Source organism: Pseudoalteromonas sp. TAB23, from assembly GCF_000498075.1.
Classification (GTDB): Bacteria; Pseudomonadota; Gammaproteobacteria; order Enterobacterales; family Alteromonadaceae; genus Pseudoalteromonas; species Pseudoalteromonas arctica.
In genome coordinates this window covers 1-5,473 of record NZ_AUTP01000096.1, presented here as the reverse complement: position 1 = coordinate 5,473, position 5,473 = coordinate 1, and the positions used below count along the sequence as shown (strand labels likewise).

4 protein-coding genes are annotated in these 5,473 nt (G+C 39.9%); 2 read left to right on the top strand and 2 right to left on the bottom strand.

Translation table 11 applies throughout. From position 1 onward, the window contains the following. Together L654_RS0102295 and L654_RS0102290 are read right to left on the bottom strand one after the other, a co-directional pair. Positions 1-1,522: M13 family metallopeptidase (locus L654_RS0102295; RefSeq protein WP_024607141.1), on the bottom strand; the 1,522-nt coding region annotated here is incomplete at its 3' end. A 240-nt stretch (positions 1,523-1,762) separates the two neighbouring features. Continuing rightward, complete coding sequence (locus tag L654_RS0102290) at positions 1,763-3,541, bottom strand: ABC transporter ATP-binding protein/permease (RefSeq protein WP_024590111.1); 1,779 nt, start codon at positions 3,539-3,541, stop codon at positions 1,763-1,765. Between the two features lie 101 nt (positions 3,542-3,642). On the opposite strand from L654_RS0102290, the gene L654_RS0102285 reads away from it, so the two are divergent. Beyond that, the gene (locus L654_RS0102285) at positions 3,643-4,104 is read left to right on the top strand and encodes a hypothetical protein (RefSeq protein ID WP_024590112.1); all 462 of its coding nucleotides are present in this window, start codon (positions 3,643-3,645) and stop codon (positions 4,102-4,104) included. A gap of 108 nt (positions 4,105-4,212) precedes the next feature. Then, a partial coding sequence (locus L654_RS0102280) for a preprotein translocase subunit SecD (RefSeq protein ID WP_024607140.1) occupies positions 4,213-5,473 on the top strand: 1,261 nt, incomplete at its 3' end.

Here is a 5,473-nt window from a genome sequence, read left to right as displayed (position 1 = left end):
GTTGTAGTATCGCAGCCGGAAATACAATTTCATTAAACGAGCTATTGTAGTAAGCGTTTACGCGTTGTGGCGTCATGCCCCAGCGGTTACGATCTGTTTTTTGTAGCTCTTTTTCAACACTTTCTGCGTGGAAAAACTCACGCATGTTTTTCACATTACCGATTAAATCGTTTTTAGTAATACTTAAACCATCATAAGACTGCCATACATCGGGATAACCAATTTTTGGTACAAATGCAGCCAGTTTAGCGCGCGCATTTACTTTAGTTGCATCGCCCATCCACTCTAGATTATCAATACGTTCACCGAGGGCTGTGCGTAGGTTTTCAACCAGCTCTGACATTTGTTGTTTTGATGATTCAGGGAAGTAACGTGCTACGTATATTTTACCAATAGCAAAACCAAGCGAACTTGTGCCTGACATTTCACTTATTGCACGTTTCCAACGAGGGCGAGGTTCTTGCTGTCCGTTTAGTTCTTTACCAAAAAAAGCAAAGTTAGTATTAAATACGTCTTCTGATAGTAAACCTGCGTTACCGCTAATAGCGTGATACGTTAGGTAGTCTTTCCATACTGCAATATCTTCTTGATTGATTAGCTCAATCATCGCTTTTATTGGCTCAGGCTGAGACACATTTAACTGAGGTACTTTATAACCTGTTTGCGCAAAGTATAAATCCCAGTTAAAGCCAGGATAAGCAGTGCTTAAATCAGCACGTTCAACTTGGTTTAGGGTTAAATCGCGATTACGGCGCTTTTCACGAGGCCAATGACCTTGTGCAATTTTGGTTTCAAGATCAACAATTGCTTGAGCGCGCTCAGCGGTATTTTCAGTGCCTGCAAACTCAAGCATGTCAGCAATGTGAGCAACATAAGCTGTTCGGGTTTTTACAAAGCGCTCAGCGTCTTCAAGGTAGTAAGAGCGATCTGGTAAGCCTAACCCACCAGCACCTAGTGACATTTCATATTTATTAGGGTCTAGGCGATTAAACCACATGCCGCCGCCAAAAGGGGCTTTATTACCGGTTAACCAAGACTTACCAAACATTTCAGCTAAATCGTCAGTCGACGATATATCATTAATTTCACTTAACAATGGCTTAATAGGCGCTACACCTAGTTTATTAAGTGTTTCGGTATCCATATACGCATTGTAAAAATCAGCAACGAGTTTTTCTTCTGCGTTTAAATCTTTACGTGCTGCTATTTCTTCAATAATAGCTTTAACATCGCCTTCGCTGCGCTCAGCTAATCCTGAAAATGCACCGTAGCGGGTTTTATCTGCAGGCATTACGTAGTTGTCATACCACGTGCCACTGGCATACATAAAAAAGTCATCGCCTGGTTTAACTGCTTCGTTACGGGCTGTTAGGTCAACACCAAAACTACCTAACTCTGCTTTTTCTGTTACTGCTGCAGTGGCTACTTTAGGTTGTTGCTCGTCTGTTTTTGTTGTTTGCGGCTCTGAACAACCGGTAATAAATGTGGCAGCTAATGCTGCGGCAATTAAACTCTTTTTCATTACTTACTCCTGAGTATCACTGATTGAATTAAAGCAGCAGTGAATCATTTTTATTGTTACGAATATTTAACTTATCGATTGTTATTGATATTAATCATACAAACAAACCTTTTGAGGTGAATCACCACAGTGCTCGATAAAACTAATATAGAATAAAAGAGAAAGGCTAATAGGTGCTATAAAAGCTTTATTTAGCTCGAATACTTGAAAGTATCCGAGCTAAGAGGGGTTACACACTATTTATTTTTTATGCTGAAGCTCCCACATACGGGAATATTCTCCGGCGAGAGTAAGTAACTCGTCGTGCTTACCTTGCTCAATAATTTTTCCGGATTTGAGCACAATAATAGTGTCTGCATCGGTAATAGTAGAAAGGCGATGAGCAATAACAACGCTCGTATGGTTACTGGCAACTTCACGCATTGCTGCGAGTATTGCTTGCTCAGAATGAGAATCGAGGGCTGAAGTTGCTTCATCAAAAATTAAAATAGGGGACTTTTTCAAAATAGCGCGTGCAATGGCAATACGCTGTTTTTCGCCGCCTGATACTTTTAAACCACGCTCGCCAACCAGCGTTTTATCGCCTTTATCAAGTGTTGCTATAAAGTCTTTTAAATGCGCCATTGCAATGGCTTCATCAATTTCTGCATCACTTGCTGATGGCCTACCGTAAGCGATATTTTCACGAATGGTGGTGTTAAACAGCACAGTATCTTGCGGCACAATAGCAATGGCTTTTCGTAAACTATTAAGTGTTACTGAGTTTATTGCTTGATTATCGATACTAATTTCACCAGCGCTTACATCATAAAAACGATAAAGCAGTCGCGCTAATGAACTTTTACCAGCACCACTGGCACCAACAATGGCTACTTTGCTGCCAGCTTTAACACTAAAACTAAGGTTATTAAGAATAGGGCGATGCGCATCGTAACTAAAACTTACATTGTTAAATGTTATTTCACCTTGGCTAATATTTAGCTCTTTAGCATTAAGTGCATCGGTTATTTGTGGTTTCTTATTAAGTAGCCCAAGCATGTTTTCAAGGTCGGTTAGGGCGCGTCTTATTTCGCGGTACACAAAACCTAAAAAGTTAAGCGGTAAAAATAGCTGAATCATATACGCGTTAATCATCACAAGTTCACCAATAGAAAGCGTACCTGCAACTACCTCGGTTGAGCCCAACCACATTAACGCGGTAATAGCACAAGCAATAATAAGTGCTTGGCCTGAGTTGAGGGCGAGCAGCGACATTCTATTTTTTAAACGGGCTTTTTCCCAGTTTGCTAAAAAGGTGTCGTACGTTTTTGCTTCAAACTGTTCGTTATTAAAATACTTTACAGTTTCATAATTAAGTAGGCTGTCTATGGCGCGGGTATTACTTTGATTGTCGGCAGCATTTGCTTCTCTAATAAAGCGGTTTCGCCACTGAGTAACCACCACAGTAAAGGTAATATAAATAGCGACTGCCAGTAATGTAATAAGCGCAAACCAAACAGAAAACAACGTGCCAAAAATAATCGCAACGGTAAGTATTTCAAACAAAGTAGGCACTATATTAAACATTAAAAAGCGCATTAAAAAGCTTAACCCGCTCGTACCGCGTTCTATATCGCGGCTAATGCCACCGGTTTGCCTATCTAAATGAAAAGCCAGCTCAAGTGAGTGCAAATGCTTAAATACTTTTAAACCAATATCACGCATAGCGTGCTCGGTTACACGAGAAAATACAGCATCTCTTATTTCACCTAAAAATACGCTAGCAAAACGCAGTCCACCGTACATCAATAATAATAAAGCAGGAATAACTAACAGTGGGTTAATGGACTTATCTACAGAGTCTATTATTTCTTTAAGTGCCCAAGGCATTAAAAGCGTGGCACCTTTTGCGCCTATAAGCGCCATAAGTGCAATAAAAACACGGCCTTTAAATTTTGTAAGGTAGGGCCACAGTGTTATTACACTTTGGCGTAAATTCATGGCGTCTGGGCGTTTTTCTGTGCTTTGTCTGGGGCGCATTAGTGATCTCTGTTAAAACTAAATACTTAATTAATAAGCATTGTATTTTAAATGCTTGCCCTTATATACTACGCATCCCTTATTTTAGTTTTAAAACGTGAATGTTTAAATTTAGAGTGTTTTTAACTGCCTTTTTGCTACTTGCTGCACTTTTTAGTGTGCAGAGCAATGCTATGGGCGCCTCACAAAATTTAAATACTACTGTTAGTACGCAGGTTTCGCTTACTGATATTGCCGATTTAACTAAAATACAGGCTATTAGTAAGTCTGTAGATACTTCGCAGCATAAAAAAACGCATCAAACCGATTTTGACGCGCACCAACCAAGGTTAACAGCCAATAATTCATCATTGTTTTTGCACACTGTTCAAAGTGAGCCAGAATACGATGTGGTTTTTGAATTTTTTGCTCAAAATCTTGTTAGGCATATATTCTTACGACCAAGAGCGATTAATCCTATACAGCCTTGGTATACGCTTGTAACTAATAGTAAAAAGTCGCGCTTGAGTGGCTGGAAAGACGTAAACTTACTCTACAGAGCTGTAACTACCTACCACGCTTAATTTTCCTTATTTAATTTTATTAGGTTTTAACTTTTAAAGTTTTAGCCTGCAGATTAATTGTGCTTTTAAAAAGCACGTTGCTAGCTTTGCTAGCAATAAGGATTCAACATGTTAAGTTTTAAAAAAGATAAAAAGCCGTCTTCGGCTAAGTTCAAATTAAGCTATATAGCCATGCTAATAGTATTGGTTTTATTAGCTATCAGCGCATTACCAAACCTATATCCAAATAAATCGTGGTTGCACATCAGTGCTGCTCCGCACAGCGAAACGCAATCTTTACCGAGCACTAAAACGCTAGTTACTTTTTTGAATAACCAAGGGTTAGAGGTTGAGCAGGGTTTAGATAAGCAATCGACTATTAATGTACTTTTAAACGAGCCAATTAAAAGCGCTCAGGCGCAAGCGGCTATAAAAGCGCAATACCCAAACATGCAAGTTAAAATTGTTGAGCATGCAACCAGCCCAACATGGTTACAAGATTTTGGTTTATCACCAATAAAGCTGGGCCTTGATTTAAATGGCGGTGTGCTATTTGTACTAGACGTAGATTTAGATAAAGCCGTTGATGAGCAGTTAGTCAGTGCGTATCAACAAGCTAAATCAATTATTATTAAGCAAAAAGCACATGGCGTAAAAGCGCAGCAAACTCAGCAGGGGTTTGAAATAAACGCATTGCCTAATGCAACCGACAAGTTAACCCCAGTTATTGAAGAGCTACAAAGCCGATTTGCTAATTTAGCCGTTGTAACAAGCAATAACGGCAGCGTTAAAACTGCCAAATTTAGTTATTCGGAGCAAGGCCGCAGCAGCTTTGATAAAGAAGTAATGGGGCAAACACTCACAACCCTTCGTTCACGTATTGAAGAGTTAGGCATTACCGAAGCGGTAACACAGCGCCAAGGAAAGCACCGCATTCGTATAGAGCTACCAGGCGTGCAAGATCCAACCGAAGCAAAACGTATTATTGGTGCAACAGCATCGCTTGGTTTTTATCAATTAAAAGAAATTGGCGGGCAAACATTTAATATGCAATCGGGCGGAACCATAAAGCTCGATCCTGTGCCAATTTTTACAGGCGATCATATTAATAATGCAAACATAGGGCGCGACGATTGGGGTAAACCACTTGTACAACTAAGCCTAGACGGCCAAGGCGGCGATGCAATGTCGGCGTTTTCAAAAGCCAACATTGGTAAGCCAATGGCGACAGTTTACTCTGAGTATTCTCAAAACGCTAAAGGCGAAGTAGTTAAAAAAAGCGAAGTTATTAATGTTGCCAATATTGCTCAGCATTTAAGTTCGCGTTTTAGTATTACCAATATGAAAAGCCAACAAGCTGCAGCCGATCTGGCATTGTTACTACGTGCAG

Coding starts and splice junctions, on each gene's coding strand:
- L654_RS0102290 (WP_024590111.1), bottom strand. CDS start 3,541: ATGCGCCCCAGACAAAGCACAGAAAAACGCCCAGACGCCATGAATTTA.
- L654_RS0102285 (WP_024590112.1), top strand. CDS start 3,643: ATGTTTAAATTTAGAGTGTTTTTAACTGCCTTTTTGCTACTTGCTGCA.